1 protein-coding gene is annotated in these 568 nt (G+C 46.5%); it reads right to left on the bottom strand.

Annotated elements, in window-relative coordinates:
- A partial coding sequence (locus PGX78_RS07885) for a M20/M25/M40 family metallo-hydrolase (RefSeq protein ID WP_270446364.1) occupies positions 1-566 on the bottom strand: 566 nt, incomplete at its 3' end.
- Positions 567-568: the final 2 nt, after the last annotated feature.

Below are 568 nucleotides of genomic sequence, written 5' to 3'. Positions count from 1 at the left end.
GGAGCACAACGATGTAAGTCACGTGTAAACTCCATGTGACAACTTCCGGCCGATGCGACACAAATAACATGAATCGATTCCGAATCACAATTAATAACATACTTGGCATCTTTTACGTGGTCTGCTGAAAGAGACAAGGCTCCGGTCATGTTCGTTTCTTCGTCGACTGTAAAGATAAGACGCAAAGGGCCATGCTGAATTTTTTGTTGTATAAGATAAAGCGAAATCGCTACGGCAATCCCGTCGTCTGCGCCGAGACTCGTCCCGTCGGCACGCAAAATATTTCCTTCACGGACCAACTTAATCGGATCTTTTTGCGGATCAAAAGCCACACCCGGCTTAGCTACGCAGACCATATCCATATGGCCCTGTAAAATCGTCAAAGGAACGTTTTCACAACCCGGTGTTGCCGGTACATCGGCAATAATATTATAAATTTCGTCTTGTCGGGCCTTTACCCCCAATTCGGCAAGACGGGCAACAATATAGTCACTTACTTCTCTTTCATGATGAGACGGGCGGGGGTGTTTGGCAAGTCCTTCAAACTCCTTCAACACGCCCGAAATAA

Source organism: Megasphaera sp. AF13-6AC (assembly GCF_027685385.1).
Lineage (GTDB): Bacteria > Bacillota > Negativicutes > Veillonellales > Megasphaeraceae > Megasphaera > Megasphaera micronuciformis.
This window is presented reverse-complemented; position numbering and strand designations above follow the sequence as displayed.